General features: G+C 37.4%; 25 protein-coding genes. 15 read left to right on the forward strand and 10 right to left on the reverse strand.

Annotated features, from left to right (window positions below; genetic code table 11):
* Nucleotides 1-478: 478 nt before the first annotated feature.
* Complete coding sequence (locus AC1DFT_RS15560; protein ID WP_478159746.1) at nt 479-1,291, reverse strand: YitT family protein; 813 nt, start codon at nt 1,289-1,291, stop codon at nt 479-481.
* Between the two features lie 254 nt (nt 1,292-1,545).
* Here AC1DFT_RS15560 and AC1DFT_RS15565 point away from each other — a divergent pair, with 254 nt between their 5' ends.
* The 8 genes from AC1DFT_RS15565 (at nt 1,546) to AC1DFT_RS15600 (ending at nt 8,878) form a co-directional block, all read left to right on the forward strand.
* Nucleotides 1,546-1,977, forward strand: coding sequence for an Rrf2 family transcriptional regulator (locus AC1DFT_RS15565; protein ID WP_478159660.1), 432 nt, complete (start codon nt 1,546-1,548; stop codon nt 1,975-1,977).
* Between the two features lie 73 nt (nt 1,978-2,050).
* Nucleotides 2,051-2,689 carry an NAD(P)-dependent oxidoreductase gene (locus tag AC1DFT_RS15570; protein WP_478159662.1) on the forward strand — a complete coding sequence of 213 codons (639 nt, stop codon included), beginning with the start codon at nt 2,051-2,053 and terminating at the stop codon, nt 2,687-2,689.
* Nucleotides 2,690-2,692: 3 nt separating this feature from the next.
* The gene (locus tag AC1DFT_RS15575; RefSeq protein WP_478159664.1) at nt 2,693-3,730 is read left to right on the forward strand and encodes an LLM class flavin-dependent oxidoreductase; all 1,038 of its coding nucleotides are present in this window, start codon (nt 2,693-2,695) and stop codon (nt 3,728-3,730) included.
* A 543-nt stretch (nt 3,731-4,273) separates the two neighbouring features.
* Nucleotides 4,274-5,794 (forward strand): aldehyde dehydrogenase, encoded by a 1,521-nt coding sequence (gene adh / locus AC1DFT_RS15580; RefSeq protein ID WP_478159666.1) that lies wholly within the window; start codon nt 4,274-4,276, stop codon nt 5,792-5,794.
* A 21-nt stretch (nt 5,795-5,815) separates the two neighbouring features.
* The gene (locus tag AC1DFT_RS15585; protein WP_478159668.1) at nt 5,816-6,172 is read left to right on the forward strand and encodes a DUF779 domain-containing protein; all 357 of its coding nucleotides are present in this window, start codon (nt 5,816-5,818) and stop codon (nt 6,170-6,172) included.
* Nucleotides 6,173-6,352: 180 nt separating this feature from the next.
* A complete protein-coding gene (locus AC1DFT_RS15590; protein ID WP_478159670.1) occupies nt 6,353-7,366 on the forward strand; it encodes a DUF1646 family protein in 1,014 nt (337 codons plus the stop codon).
* A gap of 115 nt (nt 7,367-7,481) precedes the next feature.
* Nucleotides 7,482-8,213: an oxygen-insensitive NADPH nitroreductase gene (gene nfsA / locus AC1DFT_RS15595; protein ID WP_478159672.1), complete on the forward strand. Its 732-nt coding sequence runs from the start codon at nt 7,482-7,484 to the stop codon at nt 8,211-8,213.
* Nucleotides 8,210-8,878: a DNA alkylation repair protein gene (locus AC1DFT_RS15600; protein WP_478159674.1), complete on the forward strand. Its 669-nt coding sequence runs from the start codon at nt 8,210-8,212 to the stop codon at nt 8,876-8,878. Before nfsA ends, AC1DFT_RS15600 begins: the two co-directional genes overlap by 4 nt.
* Nucleotides 8,879-8,908: 30 nt before the next feature.
* On the opposite strand, the gene AC1DFT_RS15605 is transcribed toward AC1DFT_RS15600, so the two are convergent.
* The 4 genes from AC1DFT_RS15605 to AC1DFT_RS15620 form a co-directional block, all read right to left on the reverse strand.
* Complete coding sequence (locus AC1DFT_RS15605) at nt 8,909-9,991, reverse strand: CAP domain-containing protein (RefSeq protein ID WP_478159676.1); 1,083 nt, start codon at nt 9,989-9,991, stop codon at nt 8,909-8,911.
* Nucleotides 9,992-10,008: 17 nt separating this feature from the next.
* Entirely contained in the window at nt 10,009-10,545 is a 537-nt protein-coding gene (locus AC1DFT_RS15610; RefSeq protein ID WP_478159678.1) for a superoxide dismutase family protein, read from the reverse strand.
* A gap of 102 nt (nt 10,546-10,647) precedes the next feature.
* Nucleotides 10,648-11,817: an MFS transporter gene (locus AC1DFT_RS15615; protein WP_478159680.1), complete on the reverse strand. Its 1,170-nt coding sequence runs from the start codon at nt 11,815-11,817 to the stop codon at nt 10,648-10,650.
* A 12-nt stretch (nt 11,818-11,829) separates the two neighbouring features.
* Complete coding sequence (locus tag AC1DFT_RS15620; RefSeq protein WP_478159682.1) at nt 11,830-12,225, reverse strand: MarR family winged helix-turn-helix transcriptional regulator; 396 nt, start codon at nt 12,223-12,225, stop codon at nt 11,830-11,832.
* Between the two features lie 438 nt (nt 12,226-12,663).
* Here AC1DFT_RS15620 and AC1DFT_RS15625 point away from each other — a divergent pair, with 438 nt between their 5' ends.
* On the forward strand, nt 12,664-12,942 hold the full coding sequence (locus AC1DFT_RS15625) for a hypothetical protein (RefSeq protein WP_478159684.1): 279 nt from the start codon (nt 12,664-12,666) through the stop codon (nt 12,940-12,942).
* 29 nt (nt 12,943-12,971) lie between these two features.
* On the opposite strand, the gene AC1DFT_RS15630 is transcribed toward AC1DFT_RS15625, so the two are convergent.
* From AC1DFT_RS15630 to AC1DFT_RS15645, 4 genes are all read right to left on the reverse strand, one after another.
* Nucleotides 12,972-13,361 (reverse strand): transporter, encoded by a 390-nt coding sequence (locus tag AC1DFT_RS15630; RefSeq protein ID WP_478159748.1) that lies wholly within the window; start codon nt 13,359-13,361, stop codon nt 12,972-12,974.
* A gap of 149 nt (nt 13,362-13,510) precedes the next feature.
* Nucleotides 13,511-14,683, reverse strand: coding sequence for an alanyl-tRNA editing protein (locus AC1DFT_RS15635; protein ID WP_478159686.1), 1,173 nt, complete (start codon nt 14,681-14,683; stop codon nt 13,511-13,513).
* Between the two features lie 52 nt (nt 14,684-14,735).
* Complete coding sequence (locus AC1DFT_RS15640) at nt 14,736-16,358, reverse strand: SulP family inorganic anion transporter (RefSeq protein ID WP_478159688.1); 1,623 nt, start codon at nt 16,356-16,358, stop codon at nt 14,736-14,738.
* A gap of 27 nt (nt 16,359-16,385) precedes the next feature.
* A complete protein-coding gene (locus AC1DFT_RS15645; RefSeq protein WP_402825543.1) occupies nt 16,386-16,712 on the reverse strand; it encodes an ArsR/SmtB family transcription factor in 327 nt (108 codons plus the stop codon).
* 145 nt (nt 16,713-16,857) lie between these two features.
* Here AC1DFT_RS15645 and AC1DFT_RS15650 point away from each other — a divergent pair, with 145 nt between their 5' ends.
* Entirely contained in the window at nt 16,858-17,301 is a 444-nt protein-coding gene (locus tag AC1DFT_RS15650; protein WP_478159690.1) for an ASCH domain-containing protein, read from the forward strand.
* A gap of 12 nt (nt 17,302-17,313) precedes the next feature.
* Nucleotides 17,314-17,967, forward strand: a complete 654-nt coding sequence (locus AC1DFT_RS15655) for a hypothetical protein (protein WP_478159692.1) — start codon at nt 17,314-17,316, stop codon at nt 17,965-17,967.
* A 936-nt stretch (nt 17,968-18,903) separates the two neighbouring features.
* Here AC1DFT_RS15655 and AC1DFT_RS15660 read toward each other — a convergent pair.
* Nucleotides 18,904-19,728 (reverse strand): STAS domain-containing protein, encoded by an 825-nt coding sequence (locus AC1DFT_RS15660; protein ID WP_478159694.1) that lies wholly within the window; start codon nt 19,726-19,728, stop codon nt 18,904-18,906.
* A gap of 138 nt (nt 19,729-19,866) precedes the next feature.
* Between AC1DFT_RS15660 and AC1DFT_RS15665 the strand changes: the two genes are divergently transcribed.
* From AC1DFT_RS15665 to AC1DFT_RS15680, 4 genes are all read left to right on the forward strand, one after another.
* Nucleotides 19,867-20,376, forward strand: coding sequence for a DUF4825 domain-containing protein (locus tag AC1DFT_RS15665; protein WP_478159696.1), 510 nt, complete (start codon nt 19,867-19,869; stop codon nt 20,374-20,376).
* Nucleotides 20,377-20,397: 21 nt separating this feature from the next.
* Nucleotides 20,398-21,414, forward strand: coding sequence for a serine hydrolase domain-containing protein (locus AC1DFT_RS15670; RefSeq protein ID WP_478159698.1), 1,017 nt, complete (start codon nt 20,398-20,400; stop codon nt 21,412-21,414).
* Nucleotides 21,415-21,697: 283 nt separating this feature from the next.
* On the forward strand, nt 21,698-21,991 hold the full coding sequence (locus AC1DFT_RS15675) for a DUF6509 family protein (protein ID WP_478159700.1): 294 nt from the start codon (nt 21,698-21,700) through the stop codon (nt 21,989-21,991).
* Nucleotides 21,992-22,083: 92 nt separating this feature from the next.
* Nucleotides 22,084-23,625, forward strand: a complete 1,542-nt coding sequence (locus AC1DFT_RS15680) for a Mur ligase family protein (protein WP_478159702.1) — start codon at nt 22,084-22,086, stop codon at nt 23,623-23,625.
* Nucleotides 23,626-23,647: the final 22 nt, after the last annotated feature.

Genomic DNA, 23,647 nt, shown 5'->3' on the forward strand with positions numbered 1-23,647 from the left:
TGGGAGCAACCAGTTCTATATGGAAAGCAACTAAATCAGCACGAGAGCAACCAAATTACTCGTGAAAGCAACCAATTCTCAAAATGGCTCTTTACTTGATGTGAGACAACTATAATTCCGACCTATTATAGGAATTATATGTCTTAAAGTCCGTCGAACACGCCTGGCCGGCATCTACTCGACTAGTTTGTTGTGTTCAGCTATCTTATTGGCGCGTTCACAGTGGATATTGTCTCGTTCAACCATTTATTGTTAATATGGGATCTCAATAATTTAGCAATCTCCATTGATTTTCGCTGCAGGCGGCGACTCCAGTGGGATCAAGTGAGTAAGATGAGACTTCACAACGTACGCGCAAGCGGCGGTGAAGGCTCATCACTCACCCCACGGAAAGCGTCCGTCCTGCAGCGAAAATCATAGCGGTCACTAATCAACACACTACGTCGCCGTTTCCCTACACGGCGCAAGTTACTATTTATTAGTGAATATCCTTCTTCTTAAACCGGCCGCCGCGTACTTCTGCAATATTGCCAATGGCTAAAAATGCATGGTCGTCAATTTCTTCAACAATCGACTTAAGTTTTGCTTCTTCTATCCTAGTAACGACTGTAAAAATCACTTTTTTATTGTCCCCCGTATAGGCACCTTCCCCGTGTAAGTAAGTTACTCCGCGACCAAGTCGATCCATAATGGCGTCCCCGATATCTTCGATCTGCTCGCTAATAATATAAACAGATTTGGACTCATCCAGTCCCTGAATGACAATATCAATTGTTTTGAAGGCGATAAAATAAGCCAAAAAAGAATACATGGCCTGCTCCCAAGTAAATACAAAGCCCGCCACACTGAAAATAACTAAGTTAATAATCATAATAATTTCACCAACTGAAAATGGCAGGGCTTTATTGAATAAAATCGCTAAAATTTCTGAACCATCTAAGGAACCACCGTTTCGAATAACTAGACCGACACCCATTCCTAAAATGATTCCACCAAATACAGTGGAAAGCAATAAATCAGAAGTTATAGCATCAATATTATGTAAATAAGAAGTAAAAATGGATAAGACAGTAATGCCAAAAAGAGTTGATAATGCGAAGGTTTTTCCTATTTGTTTATAGCCTAGGAAAAAGAATGGAATGTTGAGGACAAATATGAAAATACCTAAACGGACCCCAGTTAGGTGAGAAATGATGATGGATACCCCAACGACCCCGCCGTCTAATATTTGGTTTGGGACTAAAAATAACTCTAATCCAACTGCCATTAAAATGGCACCAATAGCAATCATTAGCGTACGCGCAAAAATTACTTTTTTGGGAGCATTTTTATGAGGGAGCTTTCCAACTTTTGTGTTGCTATTTAGTTCTGCTGATATGTCACTCAATTTAATCTCCTCTTTTCTAGTAAGTTCTCTTATTATCATTTTATAGAAATTTGCAACATATGAAAAGAAAAAGATAGAAGGTTTAACAAGTAGCAATCATTTTGTTTGACGAAAAAAGAAGATGTAATTATAATGGTTACATCGGGAGGCGAATAGATATGAAAATCAGTAGTCGATTTACAGTTGCTGTGCATATACTATCTCTTGTAACTTTAGATCGAAACGTCGTTTGCACTTCTGAGTGGATTGCAGAAAGCGTGAATACAAACCCAGTAGTAATTCGGAGAATAATGGGTATGTTAAAAAAGGCAGAAATCATTGATATTAAACGAGGGCCAGGCGGTATAACATTACAAAAGCCATTACATGATATTACATTATTAGATGTATATCATGCCGTAGATGTAGTGGATAAGGGCGAGCTTTTTCAAATTCATGAAAACCCTAATCCCAATTGTCCGGTAGGAGCCAATATTCAAGGTATATTGGAACTTATACTAGTTCGCGCACAAGATGCAATGGAAGCAGTTTTAAAGGAAGTTACGATGGATGAGTTAGTTCAAGTGTTAAGTCAAAAAATTGGATCATAAGCATTCAATTTTTTTGCAATAGTTGTAACTTTAGTGGTTACAGCAAATTAAAATTTAATCGGAGGTAAGTAATATGAAAATAGGTGTAATTGGAGCAACAGGTAAAGCAGGAAATTTAATCTTTAAAGAGGCAGCAGACAGAGGGCACGAAGTAACTGCTATTGTGAGAGATGCTTCTAAATTGAATGATCAACAAGTTCAAGTTTTAGAAAAAGGCATATTTGATCTTACAACAGATGATGTGAAACAATTTGACGTAGTCGTAAATGCATTTGGAGCTCCACTTGGAGAAGGGCAAGCACATGTAGATGCAGGGCACGCTTTAATCGAGGCACTTAAAGGAACGGACACACGAGTAATTGTAGTAGGTGGAGCAGGAAGCCTATTTGTAGACGAAGCTAAAACAATCCGTGTAATCGATACACCGGAATTCCCGGAAATATTTAAACCAACTGCTGATGGTCAAGGACGCAACTTGCAAGAACTTCAAGAAACAACGGATATCCAATGGACATTTGTAAGTCCAGCTGGTCACTTTGATGCTGAAGGTAAAAGAACAGGCTCTTATCAATTAGGAAAAGACAATCTAATATTAAATTCAAAAGGCGACAGCTATATAAGTTATGCAGATTATGCAATTGCTATTGTAGATGAAATCGAAAATCCTAAACATATTAACACACGTTTTTCTGTAGTAGCAGAAGCGGAGTAAACGATGGAAATTGGAATTTATACATTTGGAGACATCGGTCCAAATCCTCTCACGGGAGAAACAATTAGTGCAAAGCAACGCTTAAAAGAAGTTATTGAATTAGGGAAATTGGCGGATGAAGCGGGCCTTGACGTTTTTGGTGTGGGGGAACATCATCGATTGGATTATACTGTTTCATCGCCAGCAATTGTCCTTTCTGCCGTTGCTCAAGCAACTAAACGTATTAAACTGACGAGTGCAACGAGTGTGATAAGCACTCTAGATCCTGTTCGTTTATTTGAAGATTTTGCTACACTAGACGTCATTTCCGAAGGTAGAGCGGAAATCATTGCAGGAAGAGGGGCATTTATCGAATCTTTCCCTCTTTTCGGCTATGACTTGGATGATTATGATGCGTTGTTTGAAGAAAATATTCAATTGCTTCAGTTATTGAATAAAGAAGAAATCGTCACATGGCAAGGACAATTTCGTCCAAAACTTTCAAATGCAATGATTTCGCCAAGACCCGTTCAAGAAAAGCTCCCACTTTGGGTAGGAGTAGGCGGGACTGCAAAAAGTGCAATTAGAGCTGGGAAACTTGGAACAGGGCTGGCACTTGCTATATTAGGAGGACCATTAACCCATTTTAAAGATCTAGTTGATTTGTATAAGCAAGCAGGTGTGGAAGCTGGACATAAACTAGAAAGCTTACCGATTGCTGTCAATGGGCACACGTATATAGCAAAAGAAAGCCAACAAGCAAAAGACGAATTTTATCCTTATTACGCTAATTATTGGTCATATGTGAATAAGCAAAGAGGGATGGGAACTAGAATGTCTCGTTCCGATTTCGAGCATATGTCAAGTCCAAAAACTGCATTATTTGTAGGTAGTCCAATGGAAATCACAGAAAAAATTCTTCGACAACATGAAGCATTTGGACACGACCGATTTATCGCACAAATGGATATAGGTGGCCAATCATTTAGCGAGATTGCAAAAGGTATTGAACTGCTAGCAACAGAAGTAGCACCTATAGTAAGAAGAGAAACAAGTAAATAACTTTAAGGAAATGGCTAAGATGCATAAAGTATCTTAGCCATTTTTTGTTCTGGGAACAAGTAAATCTATGACGTAAGGTATGACACTATTTAGGGATAATGCGTCGTAAGGAAATGCAGTAATTCCAATAAATGACTAAGGGCAACTGATCAGGCATTGAAAGCAACCAACCCTATTCGCAAAGCAATTAAATCAACGCGAAAGCAACAAGATTCGGACGAGATCAACCAAATTGTTGATGAAAGCAATCAATTCATAAAATAGCTCTTTACTTGGGGTGAGACGCTAATTACTATGACGCATTATCCCTATATTTTTATTACGCACACTATTATTTGTCAGAAGCTGAGAATCGCACTTAAAGTACCCTTCTACTTTTAGTAAATATACTAAACTTAATATTTGTAATTGTAATTCTAATCTGACAAAATGATATAGAGACTATTTTTTATTTTAATAGTTTTGGAAGCGCATACACAAATAGATATCTGCATATATATTTGTGATGTGCAAAAAAATGTTGCTAAGGGGAGGAATTACAAAATGGTTTATGCATTTCCGAATACTGAAGGTTCAAAGGTTTCGTTTAAGGACAAGTATGAAAACTATATTAACGGTGAATGGACACCCCCAGTAAAAGGACAATATTTTGATAACGTTACACCAGTAACAGGTAAAGTATTTACACAAGTTGCGCGATCAACGGCAGAAGATATCGAACTTGCATTAGATGCAGCACATGCAGCAAAGGATGCGTGGGGCAAAACTTCTGTTGCAGAACGATCCAATATATTAAACAAAATTGCAAACAGAATCGAAGAAAACTTAGAAACATTAGCGGTAGCAGAAACATGGGATAACGGGAAAGCAGTTCGAGAAACATTAAATGCCGACTTACCACTGGCTATTGATCATTTCAGATATTTTGCTGGAGCTATTCGTGCACAAGAGGGGGGACTAAGCCAAATTGACAATGATACAGTCGCGTATCACTTCCATGAACCGCTTGGCGTTGTGGGACAAATTATCCCTTGGAATTTCCCGCTTTTAATGGCTGTTTGGAAGCTAGCGCCAGCTCTTGCTGCAGGTAACTGTGTTGTGTTAAAGCCGGCTGAACAAACACCTGCTTCTATTTTAGTATTGACGGAGTTAATTGGTGATTTATTGCCGCCTGGTGTTTTAAATATTGTGAATGGCTTTGGTTTAGAGGCTGGAAAACCTTTAGCGTCTAGTCCGAGAATTAGTAAAATTGCATTTACTGGAGAAACAACAACTGGTCGATTAATCATGCAATATGCTTCTCAAAACTTAATCCCAGTAACGTTAGAACTTGGAGGAAAATCACCAAATATTTTCTTCGAGGATATTATGGACGAAGATGATGCATTTTTAGATAAAGCGGTAGAAGGATTTGTTATGTTCGCTCTTAACCAAGGAGAAGTATGTACATGTCCTTCACGCGCACTTATCCAAGAGTCTATTTATGATAAATTTATGGAACGTGTTCTACAAAGAGTAGAAGCAATTCAAACAGGAAATCCACTAGATCCAACTGTGATGATGGGTGCTCAAGCTTCTACAGAACAAATGGAGAAAATCTTATCTTACTTAGATATTGGCAAGCAAGAAGGTGCAGAATGCTTAATCGGTGGAGAACGCAATACACTGGAAGGGGAACTTTCAGAAGGGTATTATATTAAACCAACTGTGTTTAAAGGGAATAATAAAATGCGTATCTTCCAAGAAGAGATTTTCGGACCAGTAGTATCTGTTACAACGTTCAAGACGAAAGAAGAAGCACTAGAAATTGCAAATGATACATTATACGGACTAGGTTCTGGTATTTGGACAAGAGATATGAACACGGCGTACCGATTTGGGCGTGGCATTCAAGCTGGGCGAGTTTGGACAAACTGCTATCACCAATATCCTGCACATGCGGCATTTGGTGGATACAAAATGTCCGGGGTAGGTCGTGAAAACCACTTGATGATGTTAAGTCATTATCAACAAACGAAGAATCTGCTTGTAAGCTACAGTGAAAATAAATTAGGATTCTTTTGATAGAGGAAAGGGTGAGTGTAGATGGTTGAGCGCGTAATTGCAACAGACGCTGCACTGGAACTCATAGAATTGTTAAAAAGTAAGCATGGACCTTTGATGTTCCACCAGTCAGGTGGTTGCTGTGATGGTTCATCCCCGATGTGTTATMCCGATGGAGATCTTATTGTAGGAGATCAAGATGTATTATTAGGGCGAATTGGGGAAGTGTCGTTTTATATGCATAAAAATCAGTTCGATTACTGGAAGCACACGCAGTTAATCATTGATGTGGTAGACGGTAGGGGAGGAATGTTTTCATTAGAAGGAGTAGAAGGAAAACGTTTCCTAACAAGATCGCGTGCATTTACGGAAGAAGAAAATAAGCAACTACAAATATAATAAAGGGGCGAATGAGGAAGTCAAAAACTTCTTTATTCGCTTTTTATAATGAAAAGAGAAAAAACAATGTTTAATAAAAATATAAGTTCGAATATTGTTATAATTATGTTAAACTATTAATAATGATATTTATTAAAGTTTGGTTGGATATGTTTAGTTGGAAGGGAAGATTACATAGCAATGATTATTGGTTTACTTATTATACTACTGTTCGTTTTATTTTTACCTTTTAGTGTTAAATACGTGGAGCATAACTTAGAAGTCTTTTTATTCATCATGGGTATTGCAGCGGCGATTGTTAGTGGCGTGTTGGATATGTCCCTATTTATAAAAGCACTAGAAGATCCTATTAAAATAACGCTAGCTGTTTTAGTAGCGGGATTATTATTCAAATGGCTTCAAACTCCTTTAGAAAAAGGGATTTTAGGCATCAGTAATGCAATGCCTTTTCGCTTATTTATTGCACTAGTCGTTATTATTTTGGGGTTACTTTCTAGTGTCATTACTGCAATTATCGCGGCTTTAGTGCTAGTGTTAATCGTTAGTGTGATTAAGCTTGACCGTAAATCAGAGGTACGCCTCGTTATTTTAGCTTGTTTTTCTATTGGTCTAGGGGCAGCTTTAACGCCAATTGGAGAACCACTTTCGACAATAGCTATTAGTAGATTAGATCAAGACTTTTTCTATCTTTTCCGTCTAATCGGACCTGAAATTATTTCTGCGGTTATCATTTTTGGGATATTAGCAGCTTTCCTAGTAAAGCCGAAACAAAACGAAGAAGGTCTATCTAGTAAGCAAGAAAGCGAATCATATAAGGAAATCATTATTCGAACAGTTAAAATTTACTTGTTTGTAATGGGGCTAACATTACTTGGAGCAGGTTTTGAACCACTCATTAATAATTATTTACTTGATTTGAATCCTGCTATTTTATATTGGATCAATATGATTTCAGCTGTACTAGATAATGCTACGTTAGCAGCTGCTGAAATTAGTCCAGCTATGAGTGAGGAAACGATTCGAGCGATTCTACTAGGACTTATGATTAGTGGAGGAATGCTCATTCCTGGGAACATACCGAATATTATTTCGGCAGGTAAACTAGGTATTCAAAGTAAAGAATGGGCCAAGTTTGGTTTTCCACTTGGACTAGTAGCAATGGTTGTATATTTTATTGTGCTATTCGCATTCTAAATTATTTAAAGCATAAGAGCGGATGAAAGTGTCTATGGAAGGCACATTTGTCCACTCTTTTCGTTTTTTCGGTATACTTATAAATAACAATTAAAAGTGAAAGAGGTTATCGCAAATGGTAGAAAAACTATTACGTTCCCATTCATCGGTTCGAAAGTATAAAGACTATACGCTAACGAAAGAAGAGGTCTCAGAGTTAGTCCAAACCGCTCAACATGCAGCAAGCTCTCACTTCGTACAAGCATATAGCGTCATTTGGGTAAGGGACGCGGCTAAAAAAGAGGAACTAGGTAGACTTTCACAAAATCCTAAACAATTTGAAACAGCGGGAGCTGCTTTATTATTATGTGCTGATTTTCATCGCCTACAAGCAGCAGGAAAACTACATAACACGCAAATTGAAATCGATACAACTGAAAATGTATTAGTTGGAGCAGTCGATGTTGCTTTGTTTGCCCAAAATCTAGTTATTGCTGCAGAATCAAAAGGTTTTGGGATTTGCTTCATAGGTGGAGTGCGTAATGCACCAGCAGAGATTAGTCAATTAGTCGGCTTGCCGGAAGGAGTATTTCCGTTATTTGCGATAACTTTAGGGGTACCAGATCAGCAAAACGAAGTAAAACCTCGTCTTCCTGTCGCTGCAATTTTACATGAGAATAGCTATGATAGCGCAAAATACGAATCGCTATTAAAGGAATACGATCACACGATGGAAGCGTATTATGCAAGTCGTGGTTCCAATCAAAAAGTAGCAAATTGGACCGAACAAATGGCAGAATTCCTAGAAAAACCACGCCGTCCACATATGGCAGAGTTCCTTGCAAGTAAAGGATTCCACTTAAAATGAAATGGTCAATCGATCTTGTGAAAAGTTATATGGAACCTCACCGAAACGAAGAAAATGCATTGCCAATGGCTGCGTATATGAAAAACAATTTTCCGTTTTTAGGTATTAAAACACCCGAAAGAAGAATGCTATTTCGTGCACTGATAAAGGAAAATGAACTTCCACCAATAGATTCTGTACAAGAAGAAGTTTGGGCACTTTTCCAATTAAAAGAGCGTGAATATCATTACGTAGCGATTGAATTGCTTGCCAAATACCAAAAGCAATTAACAATCGAGGATTTACCTTTTTGTCTAAAACTCATTGAAACGAATTCTTGGTGGGATAGTGTCGATGCAATTGCTCCTAAAATTGTTGGAAACATTGTGAAAACGGATAGAGTAGAAGGGGAAGCTGTTATGATGGAGTGGGCCAAGTCTGCTAATATGTGGACAAATCGTGCTTCCATTTTACATCAGTTAAAGTATAAGCAAGAGGCGAATGAAGAATTATTATTTGCAATCATTAATCGACATTGGAGTTCAAAAGAATTCTTTATCCAAAAAGCGATCGGTTGGGTACTTAGGGAATATGCAAAAACTAAGCCAGAAATTGTTCGTCAGTTTGTAGAAAATACACAACTTGCACCGTTGAGCAAAAGAGAAGCGTTAAAACATTTTAAATGAAAAAAGAATCCTTCGACTGGAAGGATTCTTTTATTTCGAGAAAAAGTTCTCCGTATAGTAAGGGGTAGCATTTTTATTGAAAGCCGTTCCTACACCTAAATTTCGGTAATCTCTATTTAATATATTTTCCCGATGACCCTTAGAATTCATCAACCCTTCATGGGCGAAAATACTACTAGTTTGTCCATAAGCTAAGTTCTCACCTGCATATGAGAAAGTTAAACCGTCATCCTCTAGTCGATCAAAAGGGGACTTTCCTTTTAAGTTTTCGTGACTAAAGTAATTATGATTCGCCATATCCTCACTATGTTTACGGGCTGTGTTACTGACAGCTTCATCATATGTAAGAATAGACAAGCCCCTAATAAATCGGGCGGAATTTGTTAAGTCAAAAAGCTGAAACTCAAAACCTGTTTTTAATTCCTCGGATGGTTCCCCGAATGTTGTAGAGTGATTTTTTTCTACAGATTCCTTCATAATTTGTATAGCGGTAATTGTATTATTCTCATGTAAGTCGTAAAAGAAGGTTACATAATTATGATCGATTAGGAATAAATCATATTCCCCTGCGTCAGGAAGTATATAGATAACATTTCCTTTTTTTAATTTCTTAATCGGTTCCCCTAGTTTAGCGAGAACTTCATCTCTTGTACTATCCATAGGTAATCCTAAAAAGGAAGACTCGGAAGGCTGGTTTGTGAACATGGCATTCACTGCATTTTTGCTATCGTATGAAACCATCATGAAATTTTGATATTCTTCATGGTAGGTATGCCAAACTAAATCATATTCATTTAAGCTCACTCGTTTTGCATTGCCATGAATTTTTTCAATCTCACTTTTTTTCATCCCAATGGTGATTTGATCTAATTCGATTCCTTCGCCAGGAAGTGTTTGTTGATCGGAAGAAATATTGGTGACTGGTTCATCTTTTATTTCTTTCCAGTATGCCTTTGCTTCGTCCAAATAGTGCGTAACCTCTATTGACTCGATCCATTCATCAACGGGTTCTAAAAAAGCAAGATCAACATATTTTGTAGCATGCTCTTCCCATAATGGTCTAGAGAAGAAAATGGCTATAACTAAAAGGAGCAACCAGCCTATCGTTTTCATCCGAATCACCTTCCAACCTATTTCTTAATTTCCCCACAAACGATACGATTTCCGGAATTACCGGAAGGGTCTGTCTTATAATCGTCTGCACTTTCATGGATAATAATAGAACTTCCATCCGCGTCTAACAAGGAGTTACTTTTCCCTGCTGCTAACACTACCGCTGGAGATACTGTTTCTAATTCAACTATGCCATTTGCATCAACTTCAATATTAGGTAAATCTCCTAAATGATAGCCTTTTGGGTTTTGAAAGCCATGCTCTTTATGTGTAGGGTTAAAATGGGCGCCGGCAGTTTTGAAATCTGGTTTTTCACATAAAGCCGTCTCATGAAAATGAATTGCCTTCACACCTGGTTGTAGGCCTTCCGCTTTTATGGAAATATGAACCCCTTTTGCTTGGTCTGTTAAAGTAGCTTGTCCTACTTCCTTCCCTTCCGTGTTTAGCAGTGAAACTTGCACTTGTTCATTTGAACCAGCATCTGCTAACGGAAAACTACATCCGCTAAGTATAACTATTATTAAAACGTATAAACTAATGTATGGTTTCTTCATCTGTATTCCCTCCTGAATATATGTCCATTCAAGTCTTGCCAAATAGAGGGATAATATACATAATATAAACGAAAAAATTAGAAAAGAAAAACCGTTCAGCTTTTACGCCAAACGGTCTTTTTTCTTTTGTAGTCCTATAAATAAAAGGAGGGCTGCAAAAACGATTACGCTAGACATTACATATAAGTTTTGATAGCCAAATTGTGTAGCAATTATTCCAAGTAAAAAAGATCCTATTGCTAATCCTGTATCAAATAATGTAAAGAATGTAGCGGTTGCATATCCACTTCTTTCATGCGTAGTAGATTGGATAGCAAGTGTTTGAAAGCTGGGTACAACTGCTCCATAACCAAGGCCGATAAATGCACCTGAAAGTAAAAATAGGAATGAAGAGTTCATAAAAGCAAGTAAAACAAGGCCGACAATGAATGAAATTAGCCCAGGGATAATAATATACTTCGGTCCCTTTTCATCGAAAATTCTTCCAGTTAACGGACGAGTTACAAGCATGACGATTGCAAAGACTGCAAAAAAGCTACTTGTTAAATGTAGCACTCCTTTTTGTTGTGAATAAATCGACAAATAGGAGAGGACACCTGCATAGGAAAACCCAACAATACAAGCATTAAGCGCAATAGGCAAAGCCTTTTTCTCAAATAGGTCATTCCAAGTCAATCGGGACTTGGCAGGAGGAGTGGAAAGTTTCTTATCAGCGGGTATCATTAAAGCTGCAATTGCACCAATAATAAGCAGTGCGGTCAACATTAAGAACATCATATCATATGAGAAATATTGAATAATAGTTAATGTGACAAGAGGTCCGACAACAACAGCTAAGTTTGTTGACATAACAAAATATCCTAATCCTGCACCACGTCTAGAGACAGGAATATTGTCTGCTGCCAAAGATCCACTTGCTGTCGTTGCAATACTAAAGAAAATTCCTTGTACAAGTCGTAAAACTAATAACGCTTCAAATGGCACCACGAAGTAATAAAGTGCAGTACATAACAGATAAAGAAAGAAAGTAGTCCACAGTACTTTCCGCTTACCGACTAGATCTAACAATTTTCCAGAGAACGGACGCACAATAATGGCGGAGATTAAAAATATTGTCATTAATAAACCGGCATCTTCGTCAGAACGAGATAAAATATCCGTTGCATACAGAGGAAGGGCGGACACTAAACCATAAAATATAATAAAAATAGAAAAGTTTGTAGCAAACAAACTGATAAATGCTTTTGTCCAAATAGGTTCTTTTTTGTTCACATGTATTTCCCCTTACTTCATTTTGCGTAAAAGTTCGATAAATATAGTTTCTTCTTCTTTTGTGAAACTTTTGACCATTCTATCTTCAAATTCCAAGATAGATTCTTTAATGTCGGAGAAGTCTTGAGAAGCCTTTTCGGATAAACGGACAATTTTTTCACGACGATCTTTTCCAGGACGAATGTCAATCCAACCGAGCTCGACTAAACGATAAACAGTACGAGTAATGGTTGGTGCTTCCACGTTTAAATACTTCCAAATTTGTGTTAATGACATTTCTCCATGTTTTTGAATTGTATAGAGAACTGTCCATTGGGAAGCGTATAAGTTGTGTTTTTTTAAAGTAAGGTTTATTTCATTCGTTAAAAAACGAGATTTTTGAAAAAGTTCATGAAAAAGTGGGTTCATCGATTAAACGACTCCTTTTTAATTGGTTAAAGAAATATATTTACCTAGCTAAACATATTTTACTACGATTTAGGCACTCTGTAAAGAAAGATGAAAAAGCACAAGTGTTGATTAACCAAAAGTGCTTAGTGAATTGCTTCATAAAATTGTAATATCAAACAAGGCTCTTTAAGTATTGGTGCCTTTGGAGTACTTTGAACTAAACTAGTTCTACACTATTTCCTCGGTAATTATGTAGTGATCATTTTGTCCAAAGCGAACCGAAACGTACAGGTGGAAAAGGGATGCTTGCTCAATTCTTGAGAAATTTTAATGGTGGAAATTGATTATGCAACAGACATGATAAAAAACGAATTGAATTGAATTGAATTGAATTGAATTGAATGCGGTAGACTTGTCCAAACTAATAAGAAAGGTGAAAAAAGGAGATGGGATGAGATGACAGAATTTCCTATAATACATACAAATATTTGGGATTCTCTTTGGGCGGTACCGGTTATTATTGTGATAACTGAAATTTTGAAAGTAATGCTACCTATTCGACCGCAATACATTTCGACTATTGCCACGTCAATTGGACTGATCATTTCTATTTTTATAAGCCATCCACATAATTTATCGGCAGGTATCTTTATGGGCTTTTTCTATAGTGGAGCAGCAATTGGAGCATATTCTTCTATTAAAACCTCCCTTATGGCTTACCGTAATCGTGCATAAAAAACCGAGCATCTCTGCCCGGTTTTACGTTAGAAACATTGAAAAGAAGAAATTCTATTTAAATCTGTTCCATAATATGTCCACATACGTCCAGTCCATCTAAATCCTGCTACCGACCTTCTACCAACAAACGTTGGGAAAAACCAGAAAGAACTTCCGTTTACTAGCCAGATGAATGTATTTCGGAATAAACACCCTCTTATAGAACCCGCATCCACAGCAAAAGTACCTATAGACTGTTGCTGACGTTGTGGGGTAAAGGACGGCGGTGGGCTTGTTGGTGGATTCCCTTCTGGACTATGCTGTTGCCCTGGCGGAAAACTAGGGGGAAAAGATGGTCCTTGTTGCCCGGGGAATTGCCCAGGAAATTGTCCAGGGAAACGACCAGGGAATTGATCAATTGGTGGCATCATTGGCATCTGATTCCCGGGGAAACGTGAACTGCCCGGTTGAAATTGGTTTTGGTCTTGTGGAAATGGAAATTGATTGTTCAAAGTAAAAATCCTCCTTTCCTTACATTGTCAAGTTAGTATATGGAGGGAGGATTTTTGTGGAACGGTGATTTACCTTATTGCATATAAAAAAGTGCTTTTTCTATTAATTGTTCACTAGATAATGTATTTTCGCCTCCTCCTTGTGCCATTTTATCATTGCCTCCTCCTTTTCCATTTATGTAAGGAAGAACGTTTGTGATTAATTCTTTCATGCTTTTTTCTACTATGTCACCTTTAGCGGCTATGATTTGTAGGTTGTGTTCATTTTCGGATACAAGGACGCAAATCGTTTCAGGTGCGTCTGCTACTACCGTCTTTGCTAATTTCTGTAGCTCTTGAATAGAGCGATTTTGAAAAGTATCCGTAATAATAGATGTTTCTGCTTTCGATATTAGCTCTTTTGCTTCGTAGTGTATAAGTGTATCTTTTAAATCGGCTATTTGTTTTTCAGAAGCTTTTCCGTTGTCTAGAGAAACCCTTGCTGCATCTACTAACTTTTCTTCAGGAGCATTTAATGTACTTATTAAATTTAATAGTATTTGTTGTTTGCGGTGTAAATGAGTAAGGACTCTTTCCCCACAAACGAATTCGACTCGAATATGTCTTTTTTGTTTTTCTGTCTGTAGTATTTTGATGAGTCCAACTTGTCCTGTTCCTTTCGGATGTGTACCTCCACATGCGTTGTAGTCGAAATCCGGTATGATGACGAGTCGAATATCTTCTTTTAGAGTGGTTGCTTTTCGCAACTTGTACTGGGCAAGCTCATCCAATGTGACCCATTTCGTTTCAATTGGTCGATTTTCTAGGATGATCTGATTGGCGAGTTTTTCTGCTTCTTTTAATTGTTCGGGTGTAACGGCGGTCGTGTCTAAATCGATTGTTTCACTTTCTTTTCCTAAATGAAAACTAATCGTCTGAAAACCAAATAAACTTTCAAAAGCAGCAGATAAAATATGTTGTCCAGCGTGTTGTTGCATATGGTCAAACCGTCTTTCCCAGTCAATGGAGCCTTCTACTACTTCTGTATTTTCTGGAAGGGATTTTGCTAGGAAATGTCTTATTTCCCCGTCAATTGTTTCCACATTCATCATATCAATCCCGTTTAAGGTACCGGTATCATGTGGTTGTCCGCCGCCAGTAGGGTAGAATGCAGTCTCTGAAAGAACGACGTAATCCTGTTCCTGTTTGATGACACGTGCGGAAAATGTTTGTATGTATGGATTTTCATAATATAGCTTGTTAGTCATTTGCGATCTCTCCTTTATAAAAATATAGCATGTTAAAGAAAAGACCGCATTTTTAGGCGGTCTCCTCTGGTTGGTTAATCATCTGCAAAGCATAGGCGATTGCATCATCTTTATGTGCAAAGAACTGATCGGAACCAATCAGTTCATAGATACTTCCTCGTTTTAATCCATTGATAAACTTTGGCGAAGCTTCAGCAACAAGTAGTATCCCATTATTTTTTTGCACGTATTTTATTATATTTAATAAATTCTCTTCAGCAGTTGTATCAATGAAAGGGACATTTTTCATGCTGAGTATAAGTACGTTCGCCTCTGAATGGATCATGTCGATTACTCGTTGTTCAAATAGCTCGGCCGTCCCAAAAAATAAAGGGCCATTAATCGTGAACATATCGATTTGAGGAGAACCGTAGTCTGGTACTATTTTTGTAACGATTTGGATAGTAGTCATTTTTCGAATAAATAACACGACAGATAATATAAGTCCAACTAATACAGCAGTTGTAATGCTTGTGAAAACCGTAAAGAAAAATGTTGTTAATAAAACAAGAGACTCGCCATTTTTAAGTTTCAAAACTCGACCAAATGCTTTCCGTTCACTCATATTCCAAGCAACCATCATGAGCACGGGTGCCATGCTGGCAAGTGGAATTTGCGATGCAAATGGAGCAAATAGTAATAAGGTCACTAAAACGATTAATCCATGAAAAACTCCCGACATTCTAGAAACAGCACCAGATTTAATATTGGTAGCAGTTCTAGCGATTGCTCCAGTAGCGGGGATACCACCGAAAAGGGGAGTGACGATATTAGCAATTCCTTGTCCGATTAATTCTTTATTACTATTATGTTTTGTACCAGATATTGTGTCTGCAACAACTGCAGATAGGAGCGATTCTATCCCACCAAGCACTGCGATTGCAAAGGCAGGAACGATCAATCGTTGTATTCTTTCCCAGCTAAATTCAGGAAGATGGAATGCTGGAAGCGAATTCGGAATACCTCCATATGCAGAACCGATAGTCGCTATTTGGTCCGCAAAAAAGAAGTAACCGATTAATGTAGATATCAATAGACCAATAATCGGGCTAGGAACTTTAGGAAAGACTTTTGGTGTAGCAAGTATGAAAAAGAAACAAATAATGCTGATGGCAATACTATAAACATTGAATGTAGGGAAATGAATGACAATTTCGCGCATATTGGCAATAAAGCTTTCATGTTTTTCGATGCCTTCCAAACCAAAAAAGTTTGCGATTTGCCCAGTGAAAATAATAATAGCAATCCCTGCTGTGAAGCCAATCGTAACTGGGCGTGGAATAAATTTAATGAGCGAGCCGATTTTGAATATCCCCATGATAATTAGTATTATTCCAGCTAATAATCCAGCAAGTAGAAGATCTTCGTAACCATAAGCTATAACAATACCGAGTAATATAGGAACGAACGCTCCCGTCGGACCACCAATTTGAAACTTAGAGCCACCGAATATCGAAATGATAATACCTGCAATAATGGTTGTATAAATTCCATATTCCGGTTTAACTCCAGACGCAATAGCAAAAGCCATTGCTAGTGGAATAGCAATGACACCAACGATCAGCCCAGAAAGTAAATCTTTCTGAAGATGATGTAAGGAATAATTTCCTTTATTCAACTGAAATGGTCCTTTCACATTTACCCCTTCTTTTTCTCTCTATTTTTACTGCTCTTCTAATTCTTCATACATCGATAAAGTATCAATCAAATGGTTGTTAAAAAGTTCTTTTGCTACGTTGAGCAAATCAACAATTGCTGGGTCGCGTAATGAATAGACAACCCGTTTTCCGTCTTTCGCCCCAATGACGATGTTTTTTGCTCGGAGTACACTTAATTGTTGAGAAACAGTAGAGCCTGAGCTACCTATAATTTCTTGAATTTCATTGACGCTTTTTTCTCCGGTAGATAATATTTCTAAAATCCGAATTCGTAATGGATGAGAAAGTGCTTTGAAGAAATCAGCTTTAAATTGTTGTAAATCACTCCACATAAAAACGCTCCTATGTTATACATATTTAAATATTTGAATATGTTGATGCATTTATCATAAGACGAACTCATTTGATTTGCAATAGTATTTAAGTAATTGTTTTAATATACTAATAGTAAGGCAATAAAGAATTGAGGGATTCAATATGAATGAACGAGCGCAAAAGTATTGGAATACATTTTGGGCAGGAAATGATGAACCTAAATCAGTTAGTGCATGGCAATTCGGAGGAAGCCCAGATGAATTAGCGCAGCTAGTAGTAGACGGAGTGAAATCTGCAACATGCTCGGGGCATATATTTTATGAGATAGAAAAAGAACCACTGCCAAAAGTGGATGATTACAGTATTGTGTTAAATAGTAAAGATGAACCTGTTTGCATCATTCGAACTTCTGAAGTGAACATCATGTCTATGAATGAAGTATCGGAAGAGTTTGCATACGCAGAAGGGGAAGGGGATCGTTCCTACAAATATTGGAAAGATGTGCATGTTGAATTTTTTACAAGTGCATTAAATGAAGTAGGATTAGCGTTTTCTGAGGATATGCTTTTAGTTTGTGAGCGTTTTGAATTGATTGACGTCAAATAATGGGGTGAGAAAATGTTTCAAGCAGTAAAGTTATATACAGATAAACTAAAACAACTGAAGGGCTTCTATGGAAATGTATTAGGGCTTACTATTGTTGAATCAGGCGATGAGTATTTCAAATTATCCATTGGTACGTCCACATTAACTTTTCAGCAATCGACTAAAAAGGCTTTGTATCATTTCGCTATTAATATTCCTGGCAATCAATTTACACTTGCAAAACATTGGGCAAAAGAAAGAGTCACGCTAAATAGGGAAGATGCAGTAGATGAAACTTATTATTCCCGTTTTGATGCAGATGCATTTTACTTTGAAGATCCAGCAGGTAATGTCGTGGAACTAATTGCAAGACGGAATGTAGATAAGTGGAGTGATTTCAATATTGACTCGCTTTTAAACTTAAGTGAAGTTAGTATAACAACTCCTTTTGTTCAGGAAGTAGGAGAGCAAATACAAGACATTGGTATACATGTTTCAGGACATGTGGATATAGAGGCGAATGAGCTAAACTTTTTAGGAAGTAAAAATACATTTATTTTATTAGTCCCTCCTAATAGAAGGTGGTACTTCTCCAAAAAAATGAGTGTAACGTCGCCTATTGATATAGAACTTACAGACGGGCAAACGATTAAAGTGTCGGAAGATGGAAAAGTAGTAATAACCTAATAAAAAGTGACTAAGCGACCTTTTTCAGGAGGTCACATAGTCACTTTTTTATGCTGTATGGAGATTTTAAAAAGATGGTGCGCAACTGTATATAAATGATGCGTCATAATGAGTTGGATGAGGTGGTGTCCGCTGGGATTTTCGCTGCAGGTCGGACGCTTTCCACGGGGTGAGCGATGAGCCTTCACCGCCGCTTGCGCGTACGTTGTGAAGTCTCATTATGCTCACTTAATCCCGTTGGAGTCGCCGCCCTGCAGCGAAAATCTATGGAAATTACTAAATTATTGAGATCCCATATTAACAATAAATGGTTGAAAGAGACAATATCCACTGCGAACTCGACAATCAGGCAGCTGAACACGACAAACCGGTCGAGTAGATGCCGGCCAGGCGTGTTAGGCGGGCTTTAAGACATATAATTCCTATAATAGGTCGAAATTATAGTTGTCTCACATCAAGTAAAGAGCCATTTTGAGAATTGGTTGCTATCACAGGTATTTTGGTTGCTCTCGTGTTGATTTAGTTGCTTTCGTAGTAAAACTGGTTGCTCCCAGTCATCGGTTGGTTGCCCTAAACCATTTATTGGATGAATGCAATGAAAAACTGGTTGAAATTTTGTTTTTTTAACGGGATGGTATTGATAATTGGACAATTTCCATTGATTTTCGCTACAGACGTCGACTCCTGCCGGAGGCCAACAGGACGTTGGTCACGAAGGCGTTGCCACACGATGTGGCGCACTTAGCCTTTGTTCCTCATGGGCTAATGAGACATCCCAACGTACGCCAAAGCGGCGGGGATGGCTCATCGCTCACCCGGCGGAAAGCGTACGGCTGCAGCGAAAATCACAGCGGACACTTTATACAACGCACTAAGACGCATTATCCCTATAATGCGTAACACAGCATATTTAATCTCCTAAGACCATTTTTTTTATTAAGCGTTTTCCTTCAATGCTTGCATTAAACTCGAATATGTCTTTATGCTTGTAAAATCGATATCGAGTGAAAGAAGAGATTGTGCCAATTCGGGGCGAATACCTGAATATATGGCTTCGACACCGATAAGATTAAGCGCTAATAATAGTTGGTATAACTGGTGTGATACCAGTGAATCAAGTATTGGGACTGCCGAAAAATCAATAAAAATAGTCGTGAGTTTTTTTGCAGAACTTTGCGCTAAGGTAGATTCAAAAATTAGTTTTGCTCGTTCATTATCAATACTTCCAACGAGTGGTAACACCCCAATTCCTTCTTTAATAGGAATGACAGGACTACTAAGCGCTTTGATCAATGCTTGCTTTTTAATCAGAACCTTTTGTGAGTATTCATGATGATGTTTAGCAAATAGCTCAATGATATAATCGATCGCCGTATTCATCAAATCGGCCCAAATGGCTACATCAATGCCAGTAACTTTTTCATCTGTTTGGTCGATAAACTTTTCAACATAATTCCAAAATACCTTCCGCACTTTGTTGAATGCATGAATACTTTCATAAAGAGGAAATGATTTTTCTACTTGTATCTCCACCACTTGATAAGCACAATTTTCGATATACGCTCGAAATTCTTTTTTATCTTGGATGTATACAGAAGAAATTGCTTCTATTAGGGAATCGCTTTCAAGTCCCAGAAACCCTTCCATGTCCGATGTAGTATAGGAGGGATCATCCAATAATCTGCCGGCTAACCATTCATCGGTTATATTTGATTTGCTTTCCATGAGAAAGTTATATAATTCTTTGTTTAAGTTACTCACTTTGCATTCTCCTTCACCGTTCTTTCTAGTATGTATATTGTAAAATATTGCTGAGTTTTATTCTAGTCATGACAACGGAAAGAATGAGAATAATAGTATACAATAGAAGAAGTAGTAGCAAGTTGAGGAGGGAAACGATTGCATAAAACAACGTGGTCAATTATAGGAATAGCCCTTATTTTACTAGTTGGTGTATTTTATGTATTAAATAGTAACCAGAAGCAAGTGAAGCAAGGGGATATGGATCAGTTAGATGTGAAGACACATAACTTCCAAAAAGTATTGGCTTACGAAAGTGACTACATGGGTGATGCATCGAATATTAATAATCTATTTAATAATCTCCCGTTTTCAGATCACAAAGGAACAATTGAACTAGATTCGGATACTTTCACATTTATCATCAATTATGATGTGGAAAGTGATGATAAAGTTGTCATTTACAATGCAACAGCAGCTTTTGTGTTAATTAAAAACTTAGAAATAGTGGACATGCGTTTTTCTGATCGATCCTATGAGATTACAAGAAACCAAGTAGAAGGATGGTTTGGCCCTGATTTCGAAGTATTAATCGATCCAACTGTATTTAAAGAGAAGGTACAACAGCCTTTGCTGGAGAGTAATACGAGTGAATGGATAATTCATTAAAGTTACATGGGGGATATAAGAATGAGAAATAATTTAATGAAGCATATTGAATATATTCAAAACGAAATTGGCTTTTCGGGATCCGTCCTTGTAAAACAAAGAGGGAAAGTACTTGTTCAAAGCAGTGGTGGTTATGCCAACCGGGCGGATAAAATTGATAATGAAATTGGAACCCGCTATGGTATAGCTTCTGGATGTAAAATTTTTACGGCAATTGCTATTTGCCAACTTGTTGGGGAAGGCAAGCTTTCTTTTGATACAAAGTTAAAGGAATGCTTAGATATCCCTTTCCCTGAATTCGATGAAAATATTACGATTCATCACCTCTTAACACATACTTCAGGTATTCCTGATTATTTCGATGAAGAGATAATGGATGATTTTGAGGAACTATGGATAGAAAAGCCGATGTATCATATGAGAAGTCTGCATGATTTTTTACCATTATTTCAACATGCCCAAATGAAATATAGCCCTGGTGAGAAGTTCCATTACAATAATGCTGGATTTATCGTCCTTGGTTTAATCATTGAAAAAGTAAGTGGTCTTGTTTTTAAGGATTATGTCCAACAGCATGTTTTTGAAAAAGCAGGGATGACGAACTCAGGTTATTTTGCTTTAGACTCCCTACCTGGAAAAACAGCAATCGGTTATATAGAGCAGGAAGATGGTACTTGGAAAACTAATATGTACTCTCTCCCTATTCAAGGTGGTTCCGATGGAGGAGCTTTTGTAACAGTAGAGGATATGCTAAAGTTTTGGGACGCTCTTGTGAATAATGTATTACTGAGTGAATCATTGACGAAAACGTTACTGACCCCTCATGTTCAGGAAGAAGTGGATGATTTTTATGGGTACGGAGTATGGATTAAGAAAAAAGAAGATATGATTTTAAAGTATCATTTAATGGGCTATGATCCAGGGGTAAGCTTCCATTCCGCTTATTATCCAGAAATGGATGCTCAACTCGCCATTTGTGCGAATATTTCTAGCGGAGCATATAAAATAATGAATGAAATTGAGGAACGACTAAAATAATCAGTTCCTTGTCTTCCTTTGCTTTCTTAAAAGCTTAATCGCTAAAAAGAGCATTGTAACGGCAAGTACAGTTGAAAGAATAGAGTAAAGTATAGTATTTAGTCCTTTTCCAAATACTAATAATAAGAGGTAAAGTGGAACGATTATATAAATTAATTTCTCAGCACTAAGTTTCATAGTATTGACTCCTCCTTTTGTAATAATATATTCATTATACCAACAATATAGAAATTGAATTGTTTTTTTAAAAACATGATAAACTAAATAAACGGAGGTGGACATAGTGAAGATAACATCCTACGAGGTTGATAAAATAAAGGATCCAACGGGCATTATTACGGGGGATCGCTATGAGTTTTTATTGGGAATAGAAGTACCGGAAGATGACGAATTATTTGATGAAGATAATTCTTTAGATTTACGTGTAATTTTAGCAGTAGTGGAAACGGAAGAACGTATTGTGCAATACCATTTCTTAAATCGAAGTAATGGGAATGTGCTAGACTATGCACTAGAAGAGGAAGAAGAAGTAGAGGTTCTTGCTTTTTGTAAAGAACATTATAAAGAAGCAATTTAAACCGAGAAGGGACTTCCTTCTCGGTTTTCTTCTTTTGTTAATTGCGGTAAACTGTAATGTACAATCGATTTCACAAAAAGGTGGCCACTTTAATGGAAATAACAAAGTTAATGAAATATGTAAATGTAATAGAAGTAAAAAATGCACAACAAATAGATATAAGAGGACTTGCTTATAATTCACGAAAAGTGGAAGAAGGACAAGTATTTGTTTGTATAAAAGGATTTAAAGTAGATGGACACCAGTTTGCAGGACAAGCTGTTGAAAATGGAGCAGTAGCACTAGTTGTGGAGGATTTTATCGAAGGTTTGGAAGTTCCTCAGTACAAAGTAGAAAATGGCCGTATTGCACTTGCCACACTTGCAGATGCTTTTTATGATCATCCAACTCGTAAATTAAAAACGATTGGCATTACTGCGACAAATGGGAAAACTTCTACTTCGTTTATGACGAACGCTATATTAGAGAACCACGGTTTGAAAACAGGATTAATGGGAACGGTTGTGGTTAAAATCGGTGATTATGCAGAACCATCTGAGCTGACAACACCCGAATCTCTAGATTTACAACGATTTTATGCACAAATGGTTAAAGAGGAAGTTACACATGCGACGATGGAAGTCTCTTCATCTGCACTTGAATTGAACCGTGTGGGCTGCGTTGATTTTGATATTGTTACGTTGAATAATATTAGCCGAGAACATATTGACCTACATTCGTCGTTTGAAAATTATTTTGAACATAAGTCTAGTCTAATTCGTAATGCAGGAAAGAATAAAATAGCAATCTTAAATTTAGACGATTCGTATTCCGCTTCACTTGTAGATCAAACAGAAGCAAAAGTCATTACTTATGGCGTAGAAGAGCAGTCCGCAGATGTTACTTGCAAGAACCTAGACTTATCAACAGGTCGTGCAAAATTCACGGTAGTCATTTCTAAAGACATCGTTACGAAGGATATAGTTATTCCGAAGCAACAATTCGACATTGAACTTTCTACACCGGGTTTCCATTCTGTCTATAATTCGATAGTTAGTATAGTTATTGGCTTATTATGCAAAGTACCTGTTGCGACGATTCAAAAAAGCTTGCGAGAATTTGTCGGAGTAGAACGTCGTTTTGAAATTATTTTTGAAGATGACTTTAAAATTATCGATGATCACTTTGCCAATAGCGGAAATATCGATATTACATTAGGGACATTAGAAAAAATGGATTTTAATCGTATTTCCCTTGTCTATGCCATTCGAGGAGATCGAGGAGTCACGGTGAATAAAGAAAATGCAGAAACGATTGCTAAATGGGCACCAAGATTGGGTATTCATGAAGTGATTGCTACATTAAGCCGCTCCCACGTAACGCAAAAGGACGTTGTTTCCGATAGCGAGCTAGCTGTATTCGAAGAAGTGATGGAAGAAGCAGGCATTAACATACGTTTATACGAAGAATTACCAAATGCAATTGAACAAGGATTACGTGACGTAGAAGAAGGCGATCTTGTATTACTTGCAGGGTGCCAAGGAATGGACTACGGAGCAAAAATAGCGTTAGAACAACTTGAAACCATTCGACCAAACGTAGATAAAAAGAAATTATTCCAAGCGCTAGAAAAACGTGTAGCTGGAAATTCATGATAATGAAAAAAGACCGATAATA

Source organism: Psychrobacillus sp. 05T411 (assembly GCF_056396485.1).